The following is a 25388-nucleotide window of genomic DNA, read 5'->3' on the forward strand; positions in this document are numbered from 1 at the left end:
GGACTCAACCCACTCGGCGGTCTCTTCCGGATCACGATCAGGCAGCTGGTTAGTCAACCCGCTGAGGATATGGGAGGTATCTTCTCCTGCAGCCACGTCCAACCTCTCTTTGCGCGCATTTGATGGCGCACTCAGGCCGGGCAGGGTGACCGCCCGGCGTAAATACGCCGTGTGCGACGTATCGGTTACAACAGCCCGGTCATGTGTGCCGGGCAGGGTCCTAGCATTCCTACGCCTGCACTGGAGTTTCAGGGTTGTTGCTCCGCAGGCTTAGTTGTCACCTGCAACTCTAACTCTGTCCGGAACACGATGCGTAGCCGCAGGCTTCGGGGGCCCTGTTGTATTTCGCCGTCATACTGGTTGTGTGACAAAAAGCCGCTGCGGAGCGGGTTGGCTTCATCAGGTGTGACGCAGAATATGCGCCGCCCCGGGGGCGTCAGCTTGAAGCGCAGGCACAAAGGGTGTTGGCTTGGGAGTAATGGAAATCACTATGCACACTGCATATATGAGGCATTGGAGGAACACGTGAGCGAGGCCGACGCCGCCACATCGGTAAATGTGGCGGAAAAATTGGGTTTCAAGAACGGGGATCTGATTCAGGAGTTCGGTTACGACGACGACGTCGATTTCGACTTGCGTGACGATATTGAAGACTTCACGGGTTCGGAACTGCTGGACGAGGACGACCATGAAGTGGCGGACGCCGTTATCCTCTGGTGGCGCGACGGCGACGGCGACCTCGTGGACAGCCTCATGGATTCGCTGACTACCCTCAGTGAAACCGGCGTTGTCTGGGTCCTTACCCCGAAGTCCGGCAGGGCCGGTTACGTTTCCCCGGCCGAGATACAGGAAGCTGCGCCGACGGCCGGCCTGCACGTCACAACTTCGGCAGGCGTTTCAAAGGACTGGAGCGCGTCCCGCCTGGTGAGCAGGAAAAACAAGTGACGGCAGCGCTTGACGCTGCCACTCAAGGCGTGCCGGCCGTTGGCGTGCCGGCACCTGATTTCGAACTCGCCAATCAGTTCGGCGAACCGGTCAGGCTTTCTTCCTTCCGCGGCCAGAACGTGGTCCTGGTGTTCTATCCCTTCGCTTTTTCCGGAATCTGCACCGGGGAGCTGTGCGAGATACGGGACAACCTGGCCGCCTTCGAGGATGCCAACGCCACCGTCCTGGCTGTGTCCGTAGACAGCAAGTTCAGCCTGCGCGCCTACGCTGCCCAGGAAGGGTACAGTTTCGATCTGCTGGCGGACTTCTGGCCACACGGTGCCGTTGCCACCGCCTATGGCGTCTTCGATGCAGAGAGCGGGATGGCAAAGCGTGGCACGTTCATCATCGATGCCGCCGGAAATGTCCGGTACTCAGTGGTGAACCCGCGCGGCCAGGCCAGGGACCTACGGGAATACCGCGCTGCCTTGGCCAACCTCAGGCAGGCCTGACCGCCCATGGAGCAGCGGCGGGCGGGTGTAGGCCTGACAGGCTTCGCCAGCATGCCGCCGGTGGCTCCAGCGCGGCCCTCGGCGGAGGAGCTTGCCGTTCTGCTCCAGATCCGCGAAATCCTCGCCGGCAAGCGCTTTGCGTTGCTGACGGGCGCCGGGCTCAGTACAGATTCAGGCATCCCGGACTACCGCGGCCCGGAGTCAACTCCGCGGACCCCCATGACGTACCAGGAGTTCACCCGGGACGCCGCCAACAGGCAGCGCTACTGGGCCCGAAACCACATTGGCTGGTCCCATCTCCGCCATGCTGACCCCAACCAGGGCCATCGGGCTTCCGCCGAGCTGGAGCGGCGGGGCTTCCTCACCGGCTTGATAACCCAAAACGTTGACCGCCTGCACGAGGACGCCGGGAGCGTCAACGTCGTTGACCTTCACGGCAGGTATGACCAGGTGGTGTGCCTGGAGTGCCGCCGAACTTATTCCAGGCGCCTGCTGGCGGGAGTGCTGGAGGAGTTGAACCCCGATTTCCTGGCCCGGGCAGAGGAAACGGGACTGGTGGAAATGGCGCCGGACGCGGACGCCGCCGTTGAGGACCAGGCGCTGATCAGAAGCTTCGTGGTGGCTCTCTGCCCTGCATGCGGCGGAACGCTAAAGCCAGACTTTGTATACTTCGGGGAGAACGTGCCCAAAGAGCGGGTTGAGCGCTCGTATGCGATGGTGGACGATGCCCGCGCGCTGGTTGTGGCGGGATCGTCACTGACCGTCATGAGCGGGCTGCGCTTCGTCAGGCATGCCGCAAAGGACGGGAAGCCGGTCATCATTATCAACCGGGGGCAGACGCGGGGCGATGACAAGGCCGTGATCAAGCTGGAGGCGGGCGTCAGCGAAGCTTTGAGCTGGCTGGCCGCCGAGCTTCCGCCCTTGTAGCAGGGGCCGGGCAGGAATGCCGACGGCGCCGATTCGCGTTTCCCGGCCTGCATCCGGTAGAGTCTATGTTCGTTGGTTACGGCGCTGAAGCGCCGGTTTCCGCGTGTTTGGGTCTTTAGCTCAGCTGGTAGAGCGCCACGTTTACACCGTGGATGTCATCGGTTCGATCCCGGTAGGACCCACCAGGAAACCCTGTTGTTTCCGCCTGAAGGCGGAAGCGGCAGGGTTTTTTCGTTGTCCGGCACCCGGGGTTTGAATGTCGGTGCCCTGCAATAGGTTTCAGGAATGGAACACGTGATGGTGCGAACCGGAATCAACGGAATGCCCGCGTCGGTTGTGCGCAACGGCAGGGAATGGACAGTAGGAGCCGAACCAGTCCGCTGGTTTGAGCGGGTGAGCTGGTGGGAACTGAACCGGAGGATGCCGAAGGGCCTCAGCCGGGTTGATGTCGAAGTCCTGCAGGTGCAGGTACGGCTCGGGGGCAACCACGGCTCGGCGCTGACCACAATGCTGCTGGAAAGGGACGGTGCAGGCGGCGGGTGGCGTCTGCGGGAGGCAGTCGCGGACGCAGCCTGATAACCGGGGTTTCGGGGGCCCGGTGGCCGCCGGGCATTGGAAAACCCTCCACCGCGACTATTGGGGGATGCCGCGGTGGAGGGTCTGAGATGAATATACCGTGAACGGCAGGAAACAAGGTAGTTCCTGCCGGGGTGTGTCGGCGCTATGTGGGCGGGTCTCCACCAACCGGATCCAAGGGACTCTGACGCCGGCCTGGCGTCCTGCCGGTGCGGTCAATTCAGTGGCGTACCGGAATAAAAACGCGCGGCTGCTCCGTCCAGGTATCAGACATCTGGGACATGGTCCGGCGCATAATCCTGTCGGAGGCATTCCGCGCAGCCGGGGCATCGCCCCTGGCGATGGCCTCTGCGACGTCTACATGCCATTGAAGGGCTGCCTCGTGCGGGTGGTCCGGCATCAGGCCGTGGACGGTGCGCCCGGTCAGGGTCTCGGCCACCTGCCCCATCAGGTTGGCGAACATTTCGTTGCCGGAGCCGGAGAGCAGCAGGGAATGGAACTGAATGTCCAGCTCGAGGAAGCGGGGCACCTCGCCGTTGTGTCCGGCGTCGCGCATTGCGTAGGCGACGTCCACGAGTTCCAGCCGCAGCGGCGCGGGAGCGTTTTCTGCGGCGAGTTCTGCTGCCGCGGGTTCGACGGCGGCACGCAGTTCGGCGAGTGAGCGGAGCTGCGCGCCTCGTGCGTCGCTTGCCAGGCGCCACCTGATGACCTGCGGGTCGAAGGGATTCCAGCGGCTCGCCGGCAGGACCCGGATGCCTACCCGCTTGGTGGTTTCCACGAGGCCGAGGGACTGCAGCACGCGGACGGCCTCGCGGATGACCGACCGCGACACCTTCAGCTCGTCTTCCAGCTGTTCAGCCAGCATGACGTGGCCGGCGGGCAGGTTGCCTGCGACGATGCGGGTGCCAAGATTCTCGATGGCACGGTGATGCAGGCTGGTGGTCATGCAGCTAAGCCTAGTGCTGGCCGGTGCTTCGCCCGCCTTTGTGGTGGACGGGCACTGACACAAAAGCTTCCAGTAGGTGGGCGTTACTTCCCTGTGACCCGTCGAATATATATGCTTTATTCAGACCCTCGGTCTGCAACTGTGCTTCCGCGCAAAGGGAGCCGCTGCACATCCAACGCACAGCATGAATTGGAGTTTTGATGTCTGCACACATCGGTGTCACCGGCCTTGCGGTGATGGGTGCCAACCTGGCCCGCAACCTCGCGCGGAACGGCTTCACGGTCGCACTGCACAACCGTTCGGTGGAAAAGACCGACGCCCTGCTCGAAAAGCACGGTTCTGACGGCAACTTTGTCCGGACCGAAACCCTCCAGGAGCTCGTTGACTCCCTGGAGAAACCCCGCCGGGTCCTCATCATGGTGAAGGCAGGCAAGCCGGTGGACTCCGTCATCGAGCAGCTGGAACCGCTGCTGGAAGCCGGTGACATCATCATCGACGCCGGCAACTCCCACTATGAGGACACCCGCCGCCGCGAGGCCGCTCTGGCCAAAAAGGACCTGCACTTTGTCGGCGTGGGCGTCTCCGGCGGCGAAGAGGGCGCCCTGAACGGACCCTCCATCATGCCCGGCGGTTCCAAGGAGTCCTACAAGGCACTCGGCCCGCTGCTGGAAAAGATCTCCGCCAAGGTGGACGGCGAACCATGCTGCGCCTGGGTGGGAACCGATGGCGCCGGCCACTTCGTGAAGATGGTCCACAACGGCATCGAATACGCCGACATGCAGGTTATCGGCGAAGCGTTCGACCTGCTGCGCTCCGGAGCCGGCATTGAGCCGGCAGAGCAGTCCAAGATTTTCACCGAGTGGAACAAGGGCGAGCTGTCCTCCTTCCTGATCGAAATCTCCGCCGAGGTCCTGGGCCACGTCGACGCCAAGACCGGCAAGCCGTTCGTTGACGTTGTGGTGGATGCCGCAGGCCAGAAGGGCACCGGACGCTGGACCGTCATCTCCGCGCTCGAACTTGGCTCCCCGGTCTCCGGCATCGCCGAATCCGTCTTTGCACGCGCCCTGTCCTCCCAGGCGGGCCAGCGCAAGCTGGGCCAGGAACTGCTGGCCGGCAATGAAGCTTCCGTGGAAATCCCTGAGACCTTCGTTGAAGACGTCCGCCAGGCGCTGTACGCGTCAAAGCTGGTCTCCTACGCCCAGGGCCTGGACATGCTCACGTCGGCAGCCAAGGAATACGGCTGGGACCTGAAGCTGGACGAGATCGCTTCCCTGTGGCGGGCCGGCTGCATCATCCGTGCCGAGCTGCTCAAGGACATCACCAAGGCCTACGCTGCCGATGAGAAGCCGGCCAACCTGCTCTTCGCGCCGGCCTTCACCAAGGCCATCGCCGACGCCGTTCCCGCCTGGCGCCGCGTGGTGGCTACGGCTGTCCAGCTGGGTATCCCGGTACCGGTGTTCTCCTCCTCGCTGGCCTACTATGACGGCCTGCGCCGCAAGCGCGTTGCTGCAGCCCTGATCCAGGGCCAGCGTGACCTCTTCGGAGCGCACACCTACGGCCGTGTTGACGCCGAGGGCACCTTCCACACCCTCTGGGGCGAGGACAAGTCCGAGATCGAGGCAGTGGACACCCACTAGCAGCCGCGTTGAGTACGCCGAAGGCCGGCAGTTCCATCAAGGAACTGCCGGCCTTCGGCTTGTTCGGCTGCTGACTCCCGGCGGCGGAAATCGGGGAATCAGATCCGGTATTCGATGTCGTACTCAGCCGGATCGACTGCGGGCTTGGTCTCGCGTTGGGCGTCCCGGTGGCGCCACTTGGCGGGAACACCGGTGACGATTGACTCCGGCGGCGCGTCCTTGACCACCACCGCGTTGGCGCCCACAGCGCTGTCACGGCCGATGGTGATCGGGCCGAGGATCTTGGCGCCCGCACCGATCGTGACGCGGTCGCCAATAGTGGGATGCCGCTTGATCCTTGCCAGTGAGCGGCCGCCGAGCGTGACACCGTGATAAATCATCACATCCTCGCCAATTTCGGCGGTCTCACCGATGACCACACCCATGCCGTGGTCGATAAAGAACCTGCGGCCGATCGTGGCACCCGGATGGATCTCTATGCCGGTCCAGGACCGGCCCAGCTGGGAGAGCAGCCGTGCCGGGAACCGCAGGGCAGGGTTCTGCCACATGCGGTGCGTCAGGCGGTGGATCCAGATGGCGTGAAGGCCGGAATAGGCGAAAAAGTTCTCAAAAGAACCTCGAGCCGCCGGGTCGTGGGACCGGGCGGCGTCGAGGTCTTCCTTCAGTCTTGCAAAAAAGCCCACGAAGTTCTTTCTACAGGAAACGGGCGGAGGGCGGTTCTATTCAGCCGCGGATGTCGTCATAGAGCACGGTGGAGATGTAACGCTCGCCGAAGTCGCAAACAACAGCAACAATCAGCTTGCCTGCGTTCTCCGGGCGCTTCGCCAGTTCCAGGGCGCCCCACACAATGGCACCGGAGGAAATGCCGCCCAGGATGCCTTCCTTGACACCGAGTTCGCGGGCAACGCGGACAGAGTCTTCAAGGGTGGCGTCCAAAACTTCGTCGTACACGTTGGTGTCCAGGATTTCGGGGACGAAGTTTGCGCCGATGCCCTGGATCTTGTGCGGGCCGGGGGTGCCGCCGTTGAGGATTGCGGAGTCCTTGGGTTCCACAGCCACGATCTGGACGCCGGGCTTGCGTTCCTTCAAAACCTGTCCGACGCCGGTTACGGTTCCGCCGGTGCCCACACCTGCGACAAAGATGTCCACGGCACCGTCGGTGTCAGCCCAGATTTCCTCGGCCGTGGTGTTGCGGTGGACTTCCGGGTTGGCCTCGTTGGCAAACTGCTTGGCCCAAATGGAGTTCTCGGTGTTGGCCACAATTTCCTGGGCCTTCTCAACTGCGCCGCGCATTCCTTCGGAGCCCGGAGTCAGGACGATTTCGGCACCAAAAGCACGCAGCATCACGCGGCGCTCCGTGGACATGGTCTCCGGCATGGTCAGGATGACCTTGTAGCCGCGGGCGGCGCCCACCATGGCCAGGGCGATGCCGGTGTTGCCGGAGGTGCCCTCAACGATGGTTCCGCCGGGCTTCAGCGCACCGGACTTCTCTGCTGCGTCCACGATGGCCACGCCAATGCGGTCCTTGACGCTGTTGGCCGGGTTGTAGAACTCAAGCTTGACGGCGACGGTGGCATCCAGGCCCTCGCTGAGCCGGTTGAGCTTGACCAGCGGCGTGCCGCCGACCAGCTGTGTTACATCGTCATAGATCCGTGCCATGAAAATACGCCTATCTCTGAGGGTGGATACTGAGGTCAGCCTAACGACGCCGCGTAACGCCCGCTAAGCGTTAAGCCATGAAGAGTAATATTTCCTGGCCTTGGCGAGCTTGGGGTTGATGATCACCTGGCAGTACCCCTGTTCTGGATGCTTGGCGTAGTAGTTCTGGTGGAATTCCTCGGCAACAGAAAAGCGGGGGAGCCGGCTGACTTCGGTGACGATCGGATTCGCCCACAGGGCCTGGTTCCGGTCGATCGCTTCCTCAAAAAGGATCTTCTCTTCGGTGGTCTCGTAGAACATGGACGAGCGGTACTGCGTGCCGACGTCGTACCCCTGACGGTTGAGGGTTGTGGGATCGTGCAGGGCGAAGAACATGTCCAGGATGACCTCTGCCGGTATTACGTCCTCGTCGAAGGTCACTGCCACCACCTCGGCATGCCCGGTGGTGCCGCTGCAGACCGAGTAGTAGTCAGGGTGGGGATCGTGGCCCCCTGTGTAGCCCGACACCACTGAGGTGACACCCTTGGTCTTCTGGTAGACGGCGTCGAGGCACCAGAAGCAGCCTCCGCCCAAAACAAAAGTTTTCATGATCTCTTCAATGGTTCGCGGCGCAGGATGATTCCCCGGCCGGTTTACAGCGCCGCTTCAAACGTGGGGTCCCGGCGGCATGATGGGGTAAAACTAAGACTATGGAACCTGTGGACACTGACGTTACCGGCCAGGAGAATCACGACGGCGGCGCCCCTGCCGGTGAGGAGGCAGCGGCGGGCCAGCCCGAGGTTCCCACCCTTGGAGAACTGCTGCTGGCAGTCGAGGAACTGTGGCCCGAGTCCCTGGCCGAGAACTGGGACGAAGTCGGGCTGGTGGCGGGGCACCCTTCCGCTCCGGTCACCCGGGTGATGTTTGCCGTGGATCCCACCCTTGAGGTCATCGAGGAAGCAGTGGAGTGGGGAGCCGAACTCCTGATCACGCATCATCCGTTGCTCCTGAAAGGCGTCACGACGGTTGCTGCGACCACACCGAAGGGCCGGGCGGTCCACCGGCTGATCGAGTCGGGCACCGCCTTGTTGACCGTTCATACAAACGGGGATTCCGCCGTCGGGGGAGTGTCCGACGTGCTGGCCGACGCCCTGGGCCTGCAGGACGCCGCCCCGCTGACGGTGGCTGCCAACGGCCTTCCCGAAGAGGGAATCGGGCGGGTCGGTGACCTGGCCGATGCCATGACCCTGGGGGACTTCGCTGCACGTGTCTTCGGGATCCTGCCCTCCGTGGCCGGGGGAGTGCGGGTCTCCGGTGACAAGGACGGGCTGGTGCGCCGGATTGCCGTCTGCGGCGGTTCAGGGGATTCACTGTTCAATGAGGTGCGTGCCAGCAATGCCGACGTCTATGTCACTGCTGACCTGCGCCACCATCCCGCGTCCGAGGCACGGGAAGCGGCGCTGAACGGCCGGCCCTACCTGGTGGATGTCTCGCACTTCGCCAGCGAATGGCTGTGGCTGCCGGCAGCTGCGGCAGCACTGGGCAACGTCCTGGCTGACCAGGGCCATGACGTCGAAATCAAGGTCAGTACCACCAACAGCGATCCGTGGGACTTCATCCTGACTCCGGGCTAAGCCCGTGTGAGTCCACCGGCGGGGCCCACACCGGCAGGGGAACGCAGCGGGCGCAGCGAGGCAGGGGAGCAGGCCAGGCGCTAGAGTCTAGGAAGCGCCGTTCAGGTGCCCGGCCCCGGCCGGAAGGGATCAAGCGGAGGTAACAGTGGCGAAGGCAGCACCGGCGGAACAGTTGAAGTTGCTTGAGCTGCAGGCGCTGGACGCCCGGCTGAGGTCGCTTGCCAACCGCCGCCGCTCGCTTGAGAACGATCCCCGCATCAAGGACCTCCAGGCCGCGTTGTCCGTGGCCAACGGGGAGCTGGGTTCCGCAAAGGTGGCCGTGCACGATGCCGAGGCCGAACTGAAACGCGCCGAGGCGGATGTGGAGCAGGTGACCACCCGCATCGAAAAGGATGAGGCCAGGCTTAACAGCGGAACGGGTTTGTCGAAGGACCTGGTCGCTCTGCAGAAGGACATCGCCTCCCTGAACAAGCGGCGCTCGGACCTTGAGGACGTGGAGCTTGAAGTTCTGGAACGTCTTGATTCCCTCCGGGCCCGGCAGGCAAAACAGCAGGGGATTGTGGACGACATCCAGGGATCGTTCGGCAGCATCCGGGCCGAGCTTGACGCAGCGCTGGCAGAGGTAGAGGCGGAGGCCGGCGGACTCCGCGCCCAACGCGCCGAGTTCGCCGCCGCGCTCGACGCCGGGATGCTGGCTGTGTACGAGAAGACCCTGGCCAAGCGCGGGGTGGGCGCCGCCCGGCTGTTTCACGGCACGTCCGAGGCCTCGGGAATGAAACTGAGTCCCGGCGACCTCGCCGAAATCAAGGCAGCTGCCGCCGACGACATCGTGTTCTGCCCCGACTCCGGCGCCATCCTTGTCCGCTCGGAAGAGTGGGCCTGACCCTCTCAAACAGCGTCAAGCGACCTCTAAGGCCTGGGAACGACGCCTACGGCTGCCAGGCTGGCGGAGGCGGGTAAGTTAGCCCGGCAGGATGATGTTCAACGCGTGTGCCTTCCGTGCTGAACCGGCCACGAGCTCGGCTTCCCACTTTTCGCAGGTCGCCTTGAGCAGTTGGGCCGGCGTCTCCGGCGCCTTGCCCCGCCGGGTCAGGAGGTGCCGGGCAAGTTCACCGCGGGTGTGCTTGGCGAAGTGGCTGACCACCTTCCGGACCCCCTTGACCTCGGTGTAGACATTGACAGTGACGGTTTGGGCGGCCGGCGGTGTCCACGCTGCCGCGTAGGTGCTCGACCGGCAGTCCACCAGCAGCTGCCCGGAAGCGGCTTCCGCCAGGGCGTCGGCGAGCTGGGGTTTCCAGAAAGAGGCGAGGCGGCCGACGTCGGGCAGCGCAGTTCCCATTGACAGCCGGTAGGCGGGCACGCTGTCGCCGAAGCGTATGGCCCCCCACAGTGCCGAGATAACGAGTACCGACCCGTCCGCCTTGCGGCGCTGGCTGACGGTGAGGCTTTTGTAGCCCAGGGCGTCGTAAAGCACCCCCGAATAGATCTGGTGGGCTGGAGCCGCAGGTTCAGCGTGGAGGCGGGTGTTCCGGTCGACGTCGTCCTTCAGCGATGCCCCGACCCCCAGCAGCGAGAGGGCGTCCTCATGCGCGCTCATTGTACCCAGCGCGTCCAGCACTTTGGCCCGGTAGGAGTTCAGCTGCGGGAAGCTCAGCGAAGGCCAGTCGACGGCGGATCCGCGGACCGCGGGTGTCTTGCCTTCAGAGGGGGGAAGCAGAATCAGCACCGTCCGATCCTACCGGCGGAGGGAAAGCTGCACGGCGCCGGTAGACTGGTAGCGGATGGGTTGACCAGGCGGCCGCGCGTCACGCAAGTGGCTCGAGGAACGTCCGGGCTCCGCAGGGCAGGGTGGTGGGTAACGCCCACTCGGGGTAACCCGCAGGCCAGTGCCACAGAGAACAGACCGCCTGGGTCGCGCCGGTTTGAAAGCGGCACGAAGCAGGTAAGGGTGAAACGGTGGTGTAAGAGACCACCAGCTTCCCGGGTGACCGGGAAGGCTAGGTAAACCCCACCCGGAGCAAGGCCAGACAGGACACGTTTGAGGGCTGCCCGCCCGAGTGTCCGGGTAGGCCGCTGGAGGGCGCCGGCAACGGCGTTCGTAGATGGATGGCCGCTACTCCCGCGCCGGCAACGGAGCGGGAGCACAGAACCCGGCGTATCGGTCAACCCATCCATCACACTTGTTTGACCTAGGACGCTGCGTTGGGGATGCTGAACCGTGCCCGCTGTTACTGATGGAGAACCCGCCCCGGGAGACGCCGCGCGTCGGTTGCCTTCCCCGGGCAGGCAAGCGGCTGCCCTTGTTGGTTTCCTGGGCCTTTCCTATGCCGTGTGCATGCTGGCCTCCGTCCCGATCATCCTCAACTCCAACGGCTGGTTTGCTGCCTCGGTCAAAGCACCGTGGATGCCGGCCGGGTGGATGTTCCGGACTCTGTGGTTCGCCCTCTATGCCTTCAGTGCGGCGGCGGCGTGGCTGGTTTGGCGCCGGGGAGCCCTGTCGGGCCGGGCCGGAAGGACCTACGCCCTGCAGTTGCTGCTGAACCTGGCGTGGCCGTACCTTTTTTTGGGCTTTACCCTCTGCTTGGCGCCGCTGCACTCTGGCTCGCCCTCGCGGTCATCTGCGCCCTGGCTCTCGTATTAACGCTGCTGATCCTGCAGTTCGGGCCAGTCCATACCTGGGCCGGGCTGCTGGTACTGCCCTACTTTTCGTGGGTGGTGTTTTCCGCCAGCCTCAACCTCTACTCCGCCATCCACAACTGAGCCATGCCGGTGAATCCACAGCAGCCTGCTGTGTGAGTGATTTCACGCAGCCCATGCACCGGCAGGGGAGTGCACCAATTTAGAATGGATAACGGACGCAGGAGTTCTTCCGCCGGAGTTGCGTTCGCATCCGGCGGTTTTCTTTTGCACACAACCAGGCGCCTGGGGCCAAATCCCGCAGGTGCCAGTGCCCCTGGACATCATCAGGTGGCCGACATTCGTGTACGAGGACGTACGCGGCTGAACCGAGGAAGGTATTTCTGTGAGCCAGACGTCAGATTCTTGTCTTGATACGTGGATGGGCCGGGAGGCCCTCGCCGAGGCCATGATTCCGGTGATCGGCCGGCTGTACCGCGAAAATAACGTGGTGACCAGCATCCATGGCCGGAGCCTGATCAACAAGTCCACCATGAACATCCTCAAGGCGCACCGCTTTGCGCGCCGGATGAGCAAGGACGAACTGCGGCTGGAGGAAACCGCCCCGCTCCTGAACATCCTCGCCGGGCTGGAACTCGGTGCCGCAGCGATCGACATCGCCCGGCTGAACCAGAAGTTCAAGGAAGAGGGCGGCGACGCCACGCTGGAGGAATTCCTTCGCGCCGAACTGGCTGACGTGGTGGGCAAGCGCGGCGGCGACGACCGCACCAGCACCGACGTCGTCCTGTACGGCTTCGGCCGCATCGGCCGGCTCCTGGCCCGCCTCCTGATCGAAAAGGCCGGCGGCGGCCACGGCCTGCGGCTGCGCGCCATCGTGGTACGCCGGGGCTCCGACAACGACCTTTCCAAGCGTGCCAGCCTGCTGCGCCGCGACTCGGTGCACGGGTCCTTCGAAGGCACCATCCGGATCGACGAGACAGCCAACACCATCACGGCCAACGGCGTCCAGGTGCAGGTCATCTACTCGGACAACCCCGCCACCATCGACTACACGGCCTACGGCATCAACAACGCCCTGGTGGTGGACAACACCGGCCGCTGGCGCGACGCTGAAGGCCTGTCCCAGCACCTGCAGAGCAAGGGTGTGGCGCGGGTGCTGCTGACCGCCCCAGGCAAGGGCGAACTGAAGAACATCGTCCACGGCATCAACCACCGCACCATCGAGGACACGGACCAGATCGTGTCCGCGGCCTCCTGCACCACCAACGCCATCACCCCGGTCCTGAAGGCCATCAACGACAAGTTCGGCGTTATCCACGGCCACGTCGAGACCGTTCACTCCTTCACCAACGACCAGAACCTGATCGATAACTTCCACAAGGGCGACCGCCGGGGCCGGTCGGCCGCGCTGAACATGGTGATCACCGAAACCGGTGCCGCGAAGGCCGTCGCCAAGGCCCTGCCCGAGCTGCTGGGCAAGCTGACCGGCAGCTCCATCCGCGTCCCCACCCCCGACGTTTCCTTGGCAATCCTGAACCTGAGCCTGGAAAACGGGACCACCAAGGACGAGGTCAACGACTACCTGCGGGAGATGTCCCTGCACTCGGACCTGCGCAAGCAGATCGACTACATTGACTCACCTGAAGTGGTCTCCACCGACTTCGTTGGGTCCCGCCGCGCGGGCATCGTGGACGGCCTGGCCACCATCTCCAACGAAAAAAACCTGGTGCTCTACGTCTGGTACGACAACGAGTTCGGCTACAGCTGCCAGGTGGTCCGCGTGATGGAGGAAATGGCCGGTGTGAACCCGCCGTCCTTCCCCGCCAAAGAATCCGCCGCAGCCCTGGCTGCCATCTCCGTCTGATCAACCGCGGCGGTGTCCTGATTTCCCGGCTGGTTCCTCTGGAAACAGCCGGGAAACGGGACCACACTTGTGCCATGGATAAAGACTCGACACTCCAGCACGAGACCACCCTGGAACACGCCCTGGATGTGGCAAAAGCCAACCACAAAGAGGCTGTCCGGCTGCTTGAACGCGCCCGCGCCGCCTACCAGGCGGGCGACGTCGGCGAGGACCGGGTGCGGCAGCTTGAAGGACTCCTGGCCATCGCGGAGGAGGACCTCCGGCGGGTGATGCGGGAGCAATAGCTCCCGGTGTGACCTTTCACTCGCCCTCCACAGTGTGGATATCTGCGGGGAGGGACGGCACGTGTCCTAGGCTCTTCTGGTGCGTGAGAACACCCGAAGGGCAGAAACCCGATGACCGTGAGCTGGTCCGCCTATCGACGGTCCCGCCGGCGTTCCCGGCAGGCGTGGGGAGTCCTGGCACTTGCTGCCGTCTCGGCTCTTGGAGCCCTGTTCTGGTTCTTCACCGCCGGCCAGTTTGCCGTGGCGGAGCCCACGGCGTCCGGGCCCACAGAGGCCCCCGTTTTTGACCCTGCCTGGATGAAACCCGTTGTCCCGGTGCATCCGGTGCCACCCGGGACGGCACTGTCCGCACTGGAAGGGCTTGCCGTGAAGGGCCGCGCCGCCAAGGACAACTACGACCGCGAGGCGTTCGGCCAGGCATGGCAGGACGTGGACCGCAACGGCTGCGATACACGCAACGACATACTTCGCCGCGACCTGACGGCGGTGGTCTTTATGGAAGGATCAAAGTGCCGGGTGGCAGCCGGCTCCCTCCATGAGCCCTATCTCGGGCAGTTCGTGGAATTCCGCCGTGGCTCCGAAAGCAGCCGCGCAGTTCAGATAGACCACGTGGTTCCGTTGGCGGACGCGTGGCAAAAGGGCGCCCAGGGCCTAAGTGCGGGGGAGCGTCAAAGCCTCGCCAACGATCCGCTGAACCTCATTGCCGCGGACGGGCCGGTCAACGGCCAGAAGGGCGCCGGAGATGCCGCTACCTGGCTCCCCAAAAACAAATCCATCCGCTGCCATTACGTGGCGCGGCAGGTTTCCGTCAAGGCAGCCTATGGCCTGTGGGTGACGGAGCCGGAAAAAGAGGCCATGAAGCGCGTGCTGGGGTCCTGCCCGGACCAGCAGACCATCTCAGCCAACTGATCCCTGCCCGCTTCCCGCGCACGTAGGCAGTTAAGGCGCGGCCCCGTCGGGCCTAATGGCCGAAGGGATCCGGGTCCACTCCCGGCATCCAGGTCAGCCCGGGAACGCCCCAGCCATTCTTTTTGGCCTGCTTCATGGCTTTGCGGGCGTATCGGTCCATCAGCCGGTTGACGTAGAGCTTGCCGTCGAGGTGGTCGTACTCATGCTGCAGGACACGGGCGAACCAGCCCGTCGCCTCGAACTTCACCGGCTGCCCAAAGCCGTCAAAGCCTTCCACCCGGGCCCACTCGGCACGCTTGAGCGGGTACTGCCCGCTGGGGAACGACAGGCAGCCTTCCTCTTCCTCGTCGGGGTCGGGGACAGCCCCGGAAATTTTCGACAGGGTGAGGACCGGGTTGACCAGGACCCCCGTGGGGGGAGCGCCGTCGTCATTGGCGTACTTGTAGACAAAGATCCGCTTGCCCACGCCCACCTGCGGGGCTGCCAGGCCCACGCCGTTGGCTGCGTCGTTCGTTTCGAACATGTCGGCGATCAGGGCCCGCAATTCGTCGTCGAACACTTCCACCTCGGTTGCCCTGCGGTGCAGCACGGGCTCTCCCCAAATGGTGATGGGCAGAACAGTCATTTTCCGGTCCTTCGGCGGTATCTAATGCAAAAGAAAAGAAAGGAGGCCGCACCGGATATCCGGTACGGCCTCCTTGCTGGACGGCCATAAGTACCATCCTGTGAGGGTGAGCTACGGGGGTTGAACCCGCGACCTCCTGGACCACAACCAGGCGCTCTGCCAACTGAGCTAAGCCCACCATGTGCCCTGCAGAATTACCGGCGGACCGGCTCTCTGGAAAGGCAACTCAAATAGCTTACCTGCTCCGTGGGGATGGTTTGTCCACTTTCGCCCGTTTCAGGAAAATTTCCTGCAAACGTGGCGCAGATTACTCTTCCGGCTGCTGTGCATTGCCGGCCGCGGTAATGCGCTTTGCGATCTGCTGGGCTGTGGCGCTGTCCGGGCCGGGCGCCGGCACAAACACGGCTTCACGGTAGTAGCGAAGTTCGTCGATGGAATCCTTGATGTCCCCGAGTGCGCGGTGGCCGCCCTTCTTTGCCGGCGACTGGAAGTAGGCCCTGGCGAACCAGCGGCGGGAGAGCTCCTTGATGGTGCTGACGTCAATCACGCGGTAGTGCAGGTGCTCCACCACTGAGGGCATGTCCCGCGAGAGGAACACCCTGTCGGTGCCTACCGAGTTGCCTCCCAAGGGTGCCTTGCGCGGATCCGGTACCCACTTTTCGATGTACTCCATCACCGCTGCCTCGGCTTCGGCCATGGTGGTTCCATGGGGCAGCTCCTTGAGCAGCCCCGACTTGGTGTGCATGTCACGGACGAAGTCGTTCATCTGGGCCAGCGCGGCATCGTCCGGTTTGATCACTACGTCCACCCCGTCGCCGAGGATGTTCAGTTCGGAGTCCGTGACCAGTGCAGCCACCTCGATCAAGGCGTCATTCTTGATGTCCAGGCCGGTCATTTCGCAGTCGATCCAGACGATTCGTTCGTTAGATATAGGCACCGGACCAGCCTACCGTTACACGTCCGGGCCACCTGCCGGTGCTAGGATTTCGGGTACGCGGCGGGACTGGTTGCCGCCGTTGTAACCCGCATTGGCCGGCCACTGGGCCCGCGATGCAGAAGCGCGCAAACCCAAGAGCGCAGACCCAAGAGATTGGACGATCCTGAGATGACGGCGCCTGTGCCTGCAGCCGGGGAACTGGCGGCCGGGGACACTGCTGCGGTGGTTGGAGCCGGCGTCGACAATCCCCGCTCGCCGCTCCTGGCAGGGTTCGCGGGATCGATGTTCATGCTGATCGGGTCCCTGGGTGTGGGCTGGCTGGCCCCTGTCTCGGAACTCCGGCGGATGGCGCTGTTCATTTGGATGCGGACAGAAGCAGCGGGTGTCGCCCTGTCCATCATTCTGTTGGCCGTAGGCGGGATGCTCCTTGTCCGCGCCTGGCTCCGGTTGGGCCAGCGCGTGGGTGTCTGGGGAGAAGACGCCCGCAGGGCGACGCTGCAGGCCGTAGTTGCCTGGGGGCTGCCCATGATGTTCTGCGTGCCGCTGTTCAGCCGCGACGTCTACGCCTACATCGGCCAGGGCCGCCTGATGGTGGAGGGTTTCAACCCATACGAGAACGGCATCTCGGCGCTGTCCAACTACTTCCAGCTGGGCGCCGACAAGATGTGGACCGAGGCCCCTGTCCCTTACGGACAGTTGTTCCTGTGGATCGAACAGTTCGTCGTGTGGGTCACCAACGTCCAGCCTGAAGCCAGCGTGATGCTGTTCCGGCTGGTGGCACTGGCCGGAATAGTCCTCTGCGTGATCTATGTGCCCAAACTTGCGGAACTGCACGGGGTCAACCCCAACCGGGCGCTGTGGCTCACTGTGGCCAACCCCCTCTTCCTGACCAACTTCATCGCCAGCGTCCACAACGACGCCCTGATGATCGGGCTGGCGCTGGCCGGCCTTTATTACTCAGCGACCCGCCGCTTGGTCCGCGGGATCGTCCTCGTGACACTCTCGATCGCCGTTAAACCCATCACCATTGTCTTCCTGCCTTTCATCGGACTGCTGTGGGCAGGCAGGAACGCCGGCTGGCTGCGCAGGTTCTCGTACTGGGGACTGACGGCAGCCCTGAGCCTGGGGCTCCTGGTTCTGATGAGCCTGGTCAACGGGTTTGGCTTCGGCTGGATCAACGGACTCTCGGCACCGGGCAGCATCTACATCTGGTACGCACCCGTCGGGCTGATCGGAATGGTGGTCGCCTCGCTGGGAAACTCCTTCGGGCTGGACGGATGGCTCCTGGCGGACTGGGTGTTCGACGCCGGTAAGCTGCTGGCGGTGGGGATCGCCGCGTGGCTGATCCTCAGGGGCGATTACGACCGGCTGATTCGCCGCCTCACACTGGCGTTCGCGGCGATTGTCCTGTTGGCACCCATGATCCAGTCCTGGTATGTCGTGTGGCTCATTCCGCTGTTTGCCGTAACCGGGATCCGGAACGACTGGCAGGTCAAGGCACTCTACTTTGTGGTTTCGTTCTTTATGATCTACGCCATCTCGGATCAGCTGGAGGTTTTCCCGTACCTTCAAACCGCTGACCTTGGTTTGGCCCTGGCGCTGGCGCGCGTAGCCGCTGCCGTGACCGGACTCCTGTTCGGCCTGTACCTGATCTTCTGGGATCCGCGGACCCGCAGCCTCTTCCGGAAAAGTCCGGAACCGGTGGTTGAACGGCCAGTCATTTAGCGAGGTTCTTCATGGCCTCCCGGAGTGACAGCGGACTCATCCGCTCCTCGTGCGCGGCCACAAAGGCGGCAACCCAGTCGGGCGCAGTTTTTGCGTACTCCCGCAGGGACCAGCCGATCGCTTTTCTGATGAAAAACTCGGGGTCGGTGAGGTTCGCCTCAATCACGCGGCGCAGGAGCTCTGTATCCGTGTTTCCTTTGGCCCTGAGCTGTGCAGTAATGGAAGCCCGCCTCACCCACAAATCCGGGTCTCTGCTCCAGCGCAGAATCACTGCTGACAGCTCTGCCGGGTGCGCCTGCAGCAGGGAGCAGATACGGCCGGCAACGCCGTCGGCGAAGTCCCACCAGGCACCCTGGCGGATGATCAGTTCATAAACCGGGAGCATGCCCAAGTCGGCTGCTGCGAGCTTGCCGGCAGTCAGGTCGATGGCCGCATACCGCTCCTCGCGGTACTCCGCGGAGCCCCACAGTTCCAGCACGCTGGCCCGCTGCTGTTCTGCGGTGTCAAACGGAAACCGCGCAACCACTGCCGTCACCAGGCGGCGCACTTCCGGTACACGGACGCCTAAAAACGGCATGGCGGACTTCATGTACGCCTGCGCCCCGACTGCACGCACCGGGTCAGCCAGTCCACGGAGCCCGGCGCGGATCGCATCGAGCGCTTCCCGGTTCACCATAATGTCGATCAGTTGGCGTTGGGTGGTTCCACCCAACCCTCTCGATCCAGCCAGGCCGCACACAGCGGGCTCCACTGATCGGGCCCGGGCTCGCCGTCGGCAAGGCCCAGCCCGTGCCGCCCCTTGGGAAAGACGTGCAGCTCGGCCGGCACGCCGGCGCTGAGCAGTGCGCCCGCATAGCCGAGGCTGTGGCTGACCGGTACGGCGTCGTCGTCGGCCGTGTGCCAAAGGAACGCCGGCGGAGTTCCGGCGGTGACCCGCTGCTCGGCTGAGAGTTCCGCCAGGATGTCCGACGGCGGCGCTTCGCCCAGCAGGTTGTCCACTGAACCCTGGTGCACCTCCCGGGTGTAGGACACCACCGGGTAGCACAGCACGGTGAGGTCGGGGACTGCCTGCGGGACGTCGAGTTCCGCACTGCCGGTTGCCACTGCCGTGGAGAGCGTGGCTGCAAGGTGCCCGCCTGCGGAGAACCCGAGCACCCCCACGCGTCCGTGGTCCACGGCGAGGCCATGTGCGCCGCTGCGGATGTGAAGCATTGCCTGCTTGGCATCCTCAAGCGGCGCAGGGTGCCGGTCCGGGGCAACCCGGTACCGCAGGACAAAGGCGTGAATGCCCAGCCCGGCCAGCCACTCCGCGACAGGTTCCGCTTCGTGGTCAGCCTGCCGGGCGTAGCCGCCGCCGGGAAGTACCAGGATGGCGGGCCGGTCGCCGGGCCCGGGGGTGCGCGAAGGGACAGCGGTGAGATGCAGCGTCACGGTCAGGCAGCCGTCTCGGTGCTGCGCCGCAGGGTCACTTCGCCGGTGATGGGGCGCGGCTCGACGCCGTCGGCTCCTTTTTGCGTATCGGTGCCGTCCGGCCCTTCCCCGGCCGCGGCACCCGGAGCAGTTGCGCGGGTGGCAAGGCGGCCGATCTCTTCGAGCGGCAGGCTGACAGTGGAAAGTGCCGGGCGGAAGTCGCGGAGCGTTTCGATGTCGTCAAACCCGGCAATGATGGCATCGCGGGGGACACGGAGCCCCTCTGAACGCAATGCGGCCGCGGCGCCGATCGCCATGACGTCGTTGACGGCGAAAATGCACAGCTTGGTACTCCCGCGCCCCTCGCCCGTGTCCGCGCGTCCTGCTTTGATCAGACCGGCAAGCTTAAGCCCGGCCTCGTAGCCGCCCGCGCGATTGAAGGTAGTACGCACAATGTCAGCAGGTTCACGTCCGGCGGCGGCCAGGCCTTCCTGGAAACCGCGGATCCGGTCGTCGGAAGTGAAAAGCCCCTCGGGCCCGCCGATGATCACAAAGTCACCCTCCCAGCCGGACGCGAGTTCGCCCGCCAGCTCTGCGGCAAGCTCCTGGTTCGGCACGGCCACCACGTAGTAGCCCTCGGGTGCCTTCGCACCCACCACGGGATGGCCCACTACCCCTACCCGGCCGCCGTTGCGGCAGTACCTGTCCAGCTCTGCGGCAAGTTCAGCGTTGCCTTCCCGGTCTTCCGGCTGGGCAGAGCGGGAACCGGCAATCACTATTGAATCGGCCCGGCGGGCGGCGAACGCAGCGACGGCTTCCTTTTCCTCCGCCGGCGCTCCGCCGGTGGTGGCCAGCAGGACCATTTTGCGCTGTTCCCGTGCCGCTTCCTGTACACCCCTGGCAATGGCGGCGAAGTAGGGGTCTGCGATGTCGTGGACGATCAGGCCGATGAGCCCTGAACTGGATTTGGCAAGGCCTTGGGCCTGGGCGTTGGGAATGTAGCCCAGCGACTCGGCGGCATGGCGTACCCTGTCCGCGATGTCCTGGCCGGGTTTGCGGGCGGACCCGTTCAGGACACGGGAGGCTGTGGCAGGCGAAACACCGGCAAGCCGAGCCACCTCAGTAAGGGTACTTGCAGCCACGGTGTCTCCTGGATGTTTTTGTAGGGTCGAAAAGCCTAGAGACATTATGGCAGTTCAGCCTGCTTCCGGAAAGCGCTTGCCAACACGTCTCTGCCCGTGCATCATTGAGTTAACGGGAATGCGCTTTCCCAACCAGCTTGAGTAAAACTGCTCACTCACCGTGGAGGACACATGGGCTTCGAGACAAAAACTATCCGCATCGCCATGAACGGCATCACCGGCCGGATGGGGTACCGCCAGCACCTGCTGCGCTCCATCCTCCCCATCCGCGACGCCGGCGGCTTCACGCTGGAGGATGGCACCAGGGTTCAGGTCGAGCCCATCCTGGTGGGCCGTAACGAAGCGAAGATCCGGGAACTGGCCGAAAAGCACAAGATCTCCGAATGGAGCACAGACCTCGACGCAGTGATCAACGATCCCACCGTTGACATCGTCTTTGACGCCTCAATGACCAGCCTCCGCGCAGCGACCCTCAAAAAAGCCATGCTCGCCGGCAAGCACATCTTCACCGAAAAGCCCACGGCTGAAACCCTTGAGGAAGCCATCGAACTGGCCCGCATCGGCAAGGAGTCCGGCGTCACCGCGGGCGTCGTCCACGACAAGCTCTACCTGCCCGGCCTGGTCAAGCTCCGCCGCCTGGTGGATGAAGGCTTCTTTGGCCGCATCCTCTCCATCCGCGGTGAATTCGGCTACTGGGTGTTTGAAGGCGACGTCCAGGCCGCGCAGCGCCCGTCCTGGAACTACCGCAAGGAAGACGGCGGCGGAATGACCACGGATATGTTCTGCCACTGGAACTACGTCCTTGAAGGCATCATCGGGAAGGTCAAGAGCGTCAACGCCAAGACCGCCACCCATATCCCTGCACGCTGGGACGAAGCGGGCAAAGAGTACAAGGCAACCGCCGACGACGCTTCCTACGGCATCTTCGAACTCGAAACCCCCGCCGGCGATCAGGTTGTCGGCCAGATCAACTCCTCCTGGGCAGTCCGCGTCTACCGCGACGAGCTGGTGGAATTCCAGATTGACGGCACGCACGGTTCTGCCGTCGCAGGCCTGAACAAGTGCGTTGCCCAGCAGCGGGCCCACACCCCCAAGCCGGTCTGGAACCCGGACCTGCCCGTCACCGAGTCCTTCCGCGACCAGTGGCAGGAAGTCCCCGCCAACGCTGAGTTGGACAACGGCTTCAAGCTGCAGTGGGAAGAGTTCCTCCGCGACGTTGTTGCCGGCCGCGAGCACCGCTTCGGCCTGCTGTCCGCTGCCCGCGGCGTCCAGCTCGCCGAACTCGGCCTGCAGTCCAATGACGAACGCCGCACCATCGACATCCCGGAGATCACGCTCTAATGACCTCTCTTATCCTTCCCTCCTCCGACGGCGGAACCAGGGAGTACCGGCTCCGGGGCGCTGAATCCTGGGCCCGTCCCGCCGCCCCGCTGACAGCACGCCGCGCCTATGCGGCAGCCCATGTCATTCCCGAGGTCCTGGCAGAGAACACTCCCGGGGCTCCGGCCCGGCTGGACTGGGAAGCAACCATGGGTTACCGCCATGAGCTGTGGTCCTACGGCCTGGGCGTTGCCGATGCCATGGATACCGCCCAGCGCGGCATGGGCCTGGACTGGGCCGCCACCCAGCAGCTCATCAAGCGCACCGGTGTGGAGGCTGCCTCGGTAGTGTCCGCCGGCAATGCGGCCACTGCCGGCAAGTCCGTCCGGGACCTCGTGTCCTGCGGGGCGGGCACTGACCAGCTGGACATCGGTGCCCTTCCTGCCGGAGAAGCCGGACTCAAAGCGGTCCTCGAGGCGTACCGCGAGCAGATTGCCGTGATCTCAGAGGCCGGACCCAAGGTCATCATCATGGCCTCCCGGGCCCTGGCCAAGGTGGCCAGCGGCCCCGATGACTACCTGAAGGTGTACTCCACACTGCTGCAGGAAGTGGACCAGCCGGTGATCCTGCACTGGCTCGGCACCATGTTCGATCCCGCCCTCGCCGGCTACTGGGGTTCGGATGACGTAGCGGCTGCCACTGAGACCTTCCTGGGACTGATCAAGGACAACGCAGCCAAGGTGGACGGCGTCAAGGTCTCCTTGCTGGATGCCAGCCACGAGGTGGCCCTTCGAGCAGCACTGCCCGACGGCGTCCGCCTCTACACCGGGGACGACTTCAACTACCCGGAACTGATCGACGGCGACGGCACCCACCACTCCGACGCCCTGCTGGGCATCTTCGCCGCGATCTACCCGGCAGCATCGGTGGCCCTGCAGAACTATGATGCCGGCAACGCCGTCAAGGCACGCGAAATCCTGGACTCCACCCGCGAACTGGGCAAGCACATCTTCAGTGCCCCCACGTTCTACTACAAGACCGGCATCGCGTTTATGTCCTGGCTCAACGGCAAGCAGCAGGGCTTCCAAATGGTGGGCGGCCTGCACTCCGGCCGCTCGGTGTGCCACCTTGCCAGGACCTTCGAACTGGCGGACCAGGCCGGCCTGCTGCGGGACCCCGCCCTGGCTGCCTTCCGGATGTCCGACTACCTGCGCATCAACGGGGTGGGAGTTTGAGCGACTTCTCACGCCTTGCCATCAACACCGCCACCACTAAAAAGTGGACCCTCGCACAGGTGGTGGAGGGCTGCGTCAAAGCCGGCATTCCGTCAATCGGGCCCTGGCGGGACCGCGTGGAGGAAACCGGCCTGGACAAGGCAGCGCGCCTGATCAAGGATGCCGGCCTCCGGGTCTCCTCCCTGTGCCGAGGTGGCTTCCTCACCGCAGCCGACGCCGAGGGGCAGGCCGCTGCCCTGGCTGACAACCGCGCTGCCATTCTGGAAGCGGTGGCCCTGGGCACCAGGGAACTCTTCCTCGTTGTTGGCGGGCTGGCACCGGGGGAGAAGGACGTGGTGGCGGCAAGGCAACGCGTTGCTGACCGGATTGCGGACCTCGTTCCGTTCGCCGCGGAAAACGGCGTCCGGCTGGTCCTGGAACCGCTGCACCCCATGTATGCCGCGGACCGTGCCCTGATTTCGACCCTGGGGCAGGCACTGGACCTCGCGGCGCCTTTCGAGGCCGCCACGGTGGGTGTCGCCGTCGATACGTTCCACGTCTGGTGGGATCCCGAGCTGAAAACGCAGATTGAACGCGCCGGCCGGGAAAACCGCATTGCCTCCTACCAGGTGTGTGACTTCAACATGCCCATCGCCGCCGACCCGCTGCTGTCCCGCGGCTACATGGGCGACGGCGTGGTGGACTTCGCCACCATCGGCACCTGGGTGCGCGATGCCGGGTACACCGGTGACATCGAGGTGGAAATCTTCAATCAGGAGATCTGGGACACGGACGGCGATACCGTCCTGGCCACGGTCAAGGAGCGATACGCGGAGCTCATCCTCCCGTACGCCTGACCTGATCCAGACCGCGGGCTTCTGCTACGTCACGGCAGGAGCCTGCGCCCCACATGGAAGGACCCGGACCGCTCAGCGGTCCGGGTCCTTTCTGTCTGGAGGACGCTTAGGCGTACATCCCCGCAAACCTGCGGTAACGGGCCAGCACCCCGTCGTCGTCCTGCCCGGCCGGGAGGTCGACGGCGTCGAGCGCCCACTGCGGAAAACGTCCAGTGAGTGCCGCTGCTGCCTGGCGTGCTGCACCGTCGGCCACATACTCGCCGGGACGCGGCACGGTGACACTGATGCCCAGCAGCTGTGCTGCCGCCTGCTGGACCGCGCTGGACTGCGCACCGCCGCCCACCAGGATGACCCGTCCCGCCTCGACTCCCTGTTCCTGGAGTGCCGCCAATCCGTCTGCCAGCGAGCACACAACGCCCTCGACGGCGGCACGCGCCAGGTTCGCAGGCGTGTAGTTGCCGCGGGTGATGCCGTGGAGCGAGCCGGTGGCATCGGGCAGGTTCGGCGTGCGCTCGCCGTCGAAGTAAGGCACGAGGGTCAGGCCGCCGGCGCCCGGTTCGGCGGACAGCGCAAGTTCGTTGAACTCCACAATGGTGACACCGAGCAGAGCCGCGGTGGCATCAAAGACCCGGGTGGCATTGAGCGTGCAGACCAGTGGGAGGTAATTCCCGGCGGCATCGGCGAAGCCTGCCACCAATCCGGACGGATCGGCGGCAGGGGTACCGGACACGGCGAACACCGTTCCGGAGGTGCCCAGCGACATCACCACATCACCTACGGCCGCGCCTGCACCGAGTGCCGCTGCCGCGTTGTCTCCGGCCCCTGGAGCCACGACAACCCCGCCGGGCGTCTTGCCGGCGGTGTCTAGCGGCCCCAATACATCCGGAAGCAGCGGCACGTGTCCGAGCGATGACTCCAGGACCTCCGGCAGGTACGTCCCGGCCGCCGTCGAATAGTAGCCGGTGCCGGAAGCGTCCGAACGGTCAGTGGTCAGCGCCTCGAGGCTTCCGGGGCCGCTGCCTTCGCCGTAGCCCAGGAGCCGCCAGGTCAGCCAGTCGTGCGGCAGGCACACTGCGGCAACCTTCGCTGCGTTCTCCGGCTCGTTGGCAGCCAGCCAATGCAGCTTCGTAACCGTGAGCGAGGCCACCGGGACAGTGCCTGTGGCACCGGCCCAGTAGCGGGCTCCTGCCGCGACATCGCCGTCGCCCGCTTTGATAATCAGTTCCCGCGCGGCGCCGGCGCTGCGGGTGTCGTTCCACAGCAGCGCCGGCCGGATGACCCGGCCGTCACTGTCGAGGCACACCATTCCGTGCTGCTGGCCGCCGACCGATACTGCTGCCACGTCGTCGAGGCCGCCTGCCTGCTCTATCGCTTCCTGCAGGGCAGCCCACCAGTGGTCGGGGTGGACTTCAGTGCCCTGCGGGTGGCTGGCCCTGCCTTGTCGGATCAACGCCCCGGTTTCGGCGTCACGAACCACCACTTTGCAGGACTGGGTGGAGCTGTCGATACCTGCTACAAGTGCCATGGTCAGTGGGCGCCCAGGAGGTGTTCGATGGCGAGTTGGTTGAGGCGTACGAACGCGAAGGAGCGTTCGGCTGCGGTGTCGGCGTTGAAGTCCTCGAAGGCGGTGGTGTCGGCCAGCAGGTCGGTGCCGGTTTCGCCGGCGGCGA

The 25388-nt window shown here is 64.6% G+C and carries 27 protein-coding genes, 2 tRNA genes, 1 other RNA gene and 1 pseudogene; 18 read left to right on the top strand and 13 right to left on the bottom strand.

Annotation, left to right across the window (positions count from 1 at the left end):
* The first annotated feature begins 525 nt into the window (after positions 1-525).
* From AC5RT4_RS17255 to AC5RT4_RS17275, 5 genes are all read left to right on the top strand, one after another.
* On the top strand, positions 526-945 hold the full coding sequence (locus tag AC5RT4_RS17255) for a DUF3052 domain-containing protein (RefSeq protein ID WP_494039938.1): 420 nt from the start codon (positions 526-528) through the stop codon (positions 943-945).
* The gene (locus AC5RT4_RS17260; protein ID WP_494039937.1) at positions 942-1436 is read left to right on the top strand and encodes a peroxiredoxin; all 495 of its coding nucleotides are present in this window, start codon (positions 942-944) and stop codon (positions 1434-1436) included. The genes AC5RT4_RS17255 and AC5RT4_RS17260 overlap by 4 nt, the downstream gene beginning before the upstream one ends.
* Positions 1437-1442: 6 nt before the next feature.
* On the top strand, positions 1443-2363 hold the full coding sequence (locus AC5RT4_RS17265) for an NAD-dependent protein deacetylase (protein WP_494106564.1): 921 nt from the start codon (positions 1443-1445) through the stop codon (positions 2361-2363).
* Between the two features lie 109 nt (positions 2364-2472).
* Positions 2473-2548, top strand: a tRNA-Val gene (locus AC5RT4_RS17270).
* 112 nt (positions 2549-2660) lie between these two features.
* Positions 2661-2939 carry a hypothetical protein gene (locus AC5RT4_RS17275; protein WP_494106565.1) on the top strand — a complete coding sequence of 93 codons (279 nt, stop codon included), beginning with the start codon at positions 2661-2663 and terminating at the stop codon, positions 2937-2939.
* A 220-nt stretch (positions 2940-3159) separates the two neighbouring features.
* Here the strand turns inward: AC5RT4_RS17275 and AC5RT4_RS17280 are convergent, their stop codons facing one another.
* Positions 3160-3885: a FadR/GntR family transcriptional regulator gene (locus tag AC5RT4_RS17280; protein WP_494039934.1), complete on the bottom strand. Its 726-nt coding sequence runs from the start codon at positions 3883-3885 to the stop codon at positions 3160-3162.
* 200 nt (positions 3886-4085) lie between these two features.
* Here AC5RT4_RS17280 and gnd point away from each other — a divergent pair, with 200 nt between their 5' ends.
* The gene (gnd, locus tag AC5RT4_RS17285) at positions 4086-5522 is read left to right on the top strand and encodes an NADP-dependent phosphogluconate dehydrogenase (protein WP_494106566.1); all 1437 of its coding nucleotides are present in this window, start codon (positions 4086-4088) and stop codon (positions 5520-5522) included.
* A 98-nt stretch (positions 5523-5620) separates the two neighbouring features.
* On the opposite strand, the gene epsC is transcribed toward gnd, so the two are convergent.
* The 3 genes from epsC to msrA form a co-directional block, all read right to left on the bottom strand.
* Positions 5621-6205 carry a serine O-acetyltransferase EpsC gene (gene epsC, locus AC5RT4_RS17290; RefSeq protein ID WP_307609633.1) on the bottom strand — a complete coding sequence of 195 codons (585 nt, stop codon included), beginning with the start codon at positions 6203-6205 and terminating at the stop codon, positions 5621-5623.
* Between the two features lie 40 nt (positions 6206-6245).
* A complete protein-coding gene (cysK, locus tag AC5RT4_RS17295; protein WP_494039932.1) occupies positions 6246-7181 on the bottom strand; it encodes a cysteine synthase A in 936 nt (311 codons plus the stop codon).
* Between the two features lie 63 nt (positions 7182-7244).
* Positions 7245-7769, bottom strand: coding sequence for a peptide-methionine (S)-S-oxide reductase MsrA (gene msrA, locus AC5RT4_RS17300; protein WP_494106567.1), 525 nt, complete (start codon positions 7767-7769; stop codon positions 7245-7247).
* Positions 7770-7870: 101 nt separating this feature from the next.
* On the opposite strand from msrA, the gene AC5RT4_RS17305 reads away from it, so the two are divergent.
* Together AC5RT4_RS17305 and AC5RT4_RS17310 are read left to right on the top strand one after the other, a co-directional pair.
* A complete protein-coding gene (locus AC5RT4_RS17305) occupies positions 7871-8794 on the top strand; it encodes a Nif3-like dinuclear metal center hexameric protein (protein ID WP_494106568.1) in 924 nt (307 codons plus the stop codon).
* A 145-nt stretch (positions 8795-8939) separates the two neighbouring features.
* Entirely contained in the window at positions 8940-9677 is a 738-nt protein-coding gene (locus tag AC5RT4_RS17310; RefSeq protein ID WP_494106569.1) for a zinc ribbon domain-containing protein, read from the top strand.
* Between the two features lie 78 nt (positions 9678-9755).
* On the opposite strand, the gene AC5RT4_RS17315 is transcribed toward AC5RT4_RS17310, so the two are convergent.
* A complete protein-coding gene (locus tag AC5RT4_RS17315) occupies positions 9756-10520 on the bottom strand; it encodes a YaaA family protein (protein ID WP_494039928.1) in 765 nt (254 codons plus the stop codon).
* A gap of 56 nt (positions 10521-10576) precedes the next feature.
* Between AC5RT4_RS17315 and rnpB the strand changes: the two genes are divergently transcribed.
* The 6 genes from rnpB (at position 10577) to AC5RT4_RS17345 (ending at position 14488) form a co-directional block, all read left to right on the top strand.
* Positions 10577-10968: RNase P RNA component class A (rnpB, locus tag AC5RT4_RS17320), an RNA gene on the top strand.
* A 161-nt stretch (positions 10969-11129) separates the two neighbouring features.
* Positions 11130-11435 (top strand): tryptophan-rich sensory protein, encoded by a 306-nt coding sequence (locus tag AC5RT4_RS17325; RefSeq protein WP_494106576.1) that lies wholly within the window; start codon positions 11130-11132, stop codon positions 11433-11435.
* Complete coding sequence (locus AC5RT4_RS17330) at positions 11342-11554, top strand: tryptophan-rich sensory protein (RefSeq protein ID WP_494106570.1); 213 nt, start codon at positions 11342-11344, stop codon at positions 11552-11554. The genes AC5RT4_RS17325 and AC5RT4_RS17330 overlap by 94 nt, the downstream gene beginning before the upstream one ends.
* Before the next feature lie 262 nt (positions 11555-11816).
* Positions 11817-13295 carry a glyceraldehyde-3-phosphate dehydrogenase gene (locus AC5RT4_RS17335; protein ID WP_494039926.1) on the top strand — a complete coding sequence of 493 codons (1479 nt, stop codon included), beginning with the start codon at positions 11817-11819 and terminating at the stop codon, positions 13293-13295.
* Between the two features lie 74 nt (positions 13296-13369).
* Entirely contained in the window at positions 13370-13579 is a 210-nt protein-coding gene (locus AC5RT4_RS17340) for a hypothetical protein (protein ID WP_494039925.1), read from the top strand.
* Between the two features lie 111 nt (positions 13580-13690).
* A complete protein-coding gene (locus tag AC5RT4_RS17345) occupies positions 13691-14488 on the top strand; it encodes an HNH endonuclease family protein (protein ID WP_494106571.1) in 798 nt (265 codons plus the stop codon).
* A gap of 52 nt (positions 14489-14540) precedes the next feature.
* Here AC5RT4_RS17345 and def read toward each other — a convergent pair whose 3' ends face one another.
* From def to orn, 3 genes are all read right to left on the bottom strand, one after another.
* Positions 14541-15113, bottom strand: a complete 573-nt coding sequence (gene def, locus AC5RT4_RS17350; RefSeq protein ID WP_494039923.1) for a peptide deformylase — start codon at positions 15111-15113, stop codon at positions 14541-14543.
* A gap of 105 nt (positions 15114-15218) precedes the next feature.
* Positions 15219-15291, bottom strand: a tRNA-His gene (locus AC5RT4_RS17355).
* Between the two features lie 129 nt (positions 15292-15420).
* Complete coding sequence (orn, locus tag AC5RT4_RS17360; protein ID WP_494039922.1) at positions 15421-16050, bottom strand: oligoribonuclease; 630 nt, start codon at positions 16048-16050, stop codon at positions 15421-15423.
* Between the two features lie 168 nt (positions 16051-16218).
* Here orn and mptB point away from each other — a divergent pair, with 168 nt between their 5' ends.
* The gene (gene mptB / locus AC5RT4_RS17365) at positions 16219-17775 is read left to right on the top strand and encodes a polyprenol phosphomannose-dependent alpha 1,6 mannosyltransferase MptB (RefSeq protein ID WP_494106572.1); all 1557 of its coding nucleotides are present in this window, start codon (positions 16219-16221) and stop codon (positions 17773-17775) included.
* On the opposite strand, the gene AC5RT4_RS17370 is transcribed toward mptB, so the two are convergent.
* From AC5RT4_RS17370 to AC5RT4_RS17380, 3 genes are read right to left on the bottom strand one after another with little or no spacing between them, the layout of a single operon-like run.
* Positions 17768-18451: a DNA alkylation repair protein gene (locus AC5RT4_RS17370; RefSeq protein ID WP_494106577.1), complete on the bottom strand. Its 684-nt coding sequence runs from the start codon at positions 18449-18451 to the stop codon at positions 17768-17770. The genes mptB and AC5RT4_RS17370 overlap by 8 nt on opposite strands.
* 8 nt (positions 18452-18459) lie before the next feature.
* Positions 18460-19206, bottom strand: a complete 747-nt coding sequence (locus AC5RT4_RS17375; protein ID WP_494106573.1) for an alpha/beta hydrolase — start codon at positions 19204-19206, stop codon at positions 18460-18462.
* Between the two features lie 2 nt (positions 19207-19208).
* Complete coding sequence (locus AC5RT4_RS17380) at positions 19209-20327, bottom strand: LacI family DNA-binding transcriptional regulator (RefSeq protein ID WP_494106574.1); 1119 nt, start codon at positions 20325-20327, stop codon at positions 19209-19211.
* 171 nt (positions 20328-20498) lie between these two features.
* Between AC5RT4_RS17380 and AC5RT4_RS17385 the strand changes: the two genes are divergently transcribed.
* Genes AC5RT4_RS17385 through AC5RT4_RS17395 form a run of 3 tightly spaced genes read left to right on the top strand, consistent with a single transcriptional unit; the run spans position 20499 to position 23718 of the window.
* Positions 20499-21668 (top strand): Gfo/Idh/MocA family protein, encoded by a 1170-nt coding sequence (locus AC5RT4_RS17385; RefSeq protein WP_494039918.1) that lies wholly within the window; start codon positions 20499-20501, stop codon positions 21666-21668.
* Positions 21668-22882, top strand: coding sequence for a dihydrodipicolinate synthase family protein (locus AC5RT4_RS17390; protein WP_494039917.1), 1215 nt, complete (start codon positions 21668-21670; stop codon positions 22880-22882). The genes AC5RT4_RS17385 and AC5RT4_RS17390 overlap by 1 nt, the downstream gene beginning before the upstream one ends.
* Positions 22879-23718, top strand: a complete 840-nt coding sequence (locus AC5RT4_RS17395) for a sugar phosphate isomerase/epimerase family protein (RefSeq protein WP_494106575.1) — start codon at positions 22879-22881, stop codon at positions 23716-23718. The genes AC5RT4_RS17390 and AC5RT4_RS17395 overlap by 4 nt, the downstream gene beginning before the upstream one ends.
* A 106-nt stretch (positions 23719-23824) precedes the next feature.
* Here the strand turns inward: AC5RT4_RS17395 and xylB are convergent, their stop codons facing one another.
* On the bottom strand, positions 23825-25243 hold the full coding sequence (gene xylB / locus AC5RT4_RS17400) for a xylulokinase (RefSeq protein ID WP_494039915.1): 1419 nt from the start codon (positions 25241-25243) through the stop codon (positions 23825-23827).
* Between the two features lie 2 nt (positions 25244-25245).
* Positions 25246-25388 (bottom strand): annotated as a pseudogene (locus AC5RT4_RS17405) (xylose isomerase); the annotation flags it as partial.

It is taken from the genome of Arthrobacter sp. sptzw42, from assembly GCF_059089685.1.

What these genes read in the sequence shown, in the direction of transcription:
- AC5RT4_RS17275 (WP_494106565.1), top strand. Translation starts at nt 2,661, where the DNA reads ATGGTGCGAACCGGAATCAACGGAATGCCCGCGTCGGTTGTGCGCAAC.
- AC5RT4_RS17390 (WP_494039917.1), top strand. Translation starts at nt 21,668, where the DNA reads ATGACCTCTCTTATCCTTCCCTCCTCCGACGGCGGAACCAGGGAGTAC.
- gnd (WP_494106566.1), top strand. Translation starts at nt 4,086, where the DNA reads ATGTCTGCACACATCGGTGTCACCGGCCTTGCGGTGATGGGTGCCAAC.
- def (WP_494039923.1), bottom strand. Translation starts at nt 15,113, where the DNA reads ATGACTGTTCTGCCCATCACCATTTGGGGAGAGCCCGTGCTGCACCGC.
- AC5RT4_RS17385 (WP_494039918.1), top strand. Translation starts at nt 20,499, where the DNA reads ATGGGCTTCGAGACAAAAACTATCCGCATCGCCATGAACGGCATCACC.
- AC5RT4_RS17265 (WP_494106564.1), top strand. Translation starts at nt 1,443, where the DNA reads ATGGAGCAGCGGCGGGCGGGTGTAGGCCTGACAGGCTTCGCCAGCATG.
- xylB (WP_494039915.1), bottom strand. Translation starts at nt 25,243, where the DNA reads ATGGCACTTGTAGCAGGTATCGACAGCTCCACCCAGTCCTGCAAAGTG.
- mptB (WP_494106572.1), top strand. Translation starts at nt 16,219, where the DNA reads ATGACGGCGCCTGTGCCTGCAGCCGGGGAACTGGCGGCCGGGGACACT.
- AC5RT4_RS17340 (WP_494039925.1), top strand. Translation starts at nt 13,370, where the DNA reads ATGGATAAAGACTCGACACTCCAGCACGAGACCACCCTGGAACACGCC.
- AC5RT4_RS17280 (WP_494039934.1), bottom strand. Translation starts at nt 3,885, where the DNA reads ATGACCACCAGCCTGCATCACCGTGCCATCGAGAATCTTGGCACCCGC.
- AC5RT4_RS17325 (WP_494106576.1), top strand. Translation starts at nt 11,130, where the DNA reads ATGCTGGCCTCCGTCCCGATCATCCTCAACTCCAACGGCTGGTTTGCT.
- AC5RT4_RS17305 (WP_494106568.1), top strand. Translation starts at nt 7,871, where the DNA reads ATGGAACCTGTGGACACTGACGTTACCGGCCAGGAGAATCACGACGGC.
- AC5RT4_RS17370 (WP_494106577.1), bottom strand. Translation starts at nt 18,451, where the DNA reads ATGGTGAACCGGGAAGCGCTCGATGCGATCCGCGCCGGGCTCCGTGGA.
- cysK (WP_494039932.1), bottom strand. Translation starts at nt 7,181, where the DNA reads ATGGCACGGATCTATGACGATGTAACACAGCTGGTCGGCGGCACGCCG.
- msrA (WP_494106567.1), bottom strand. Translation starts at nt 7,769, where the DNA reads ATGAAAACTTTTGTTTTGGGCGGAGGCTGCTTCTGGTGCCTCGACGCC.
- AC5RT4_RS17345 (WP_494106571.1), top strand. Translation starts at nt 13,691, where the DNA reads ATGACCGTGAGCTGGTCCGCCTATCGACGGTCCCGCCGGCGTTCCCGG.